The organism is Rhizobium sp. SVR5-9E, assembly GCF_056755095.1.
Window position 1 is genome coordinate 1 of the sequence record NZ_JBNDHS010000372.1, and the last position, 278, is coordinate 278.

Consider the following 278-nt stretch of genomic DNA (forward strand, 5'->3'; position numbering starts at 1 on the left):
TGGTTAAAGACTGTTTCAAGATGTTGGCGGTAGCTTCCTTCTTTTACGTTTCTTACATAAAAACTCGGAAGTTCGGTATTCAGATTGATGTAGCTTTCATAAAAATCATCGACTTCACAAAATGCTTTTACCGCTCCCGTCGTCTGTCCTGTTCCTTTTACATGGAGATGCGGAACTCCTTTATAAGTTGTCTTTTGTGCTGTAAGATTGGCTATTCCGGCATTAAGAAATCCGTAATGGATTCTTAAAGTAATAGATTCACCGTCCGAGATATTGGT

The 278-nt window shown here is 38.8% G+C and carries 1 protein-coding gene; it reads right to left on the minus strand.

The window, feature by feature from the left end:
• The coding region (locus tag ACPYOJ_RS35235; protein WP_481420367.1) for a DUF3108 domain-containing protein at positions 1-278 on the minus strand (278 nt) is incomplete at both ends.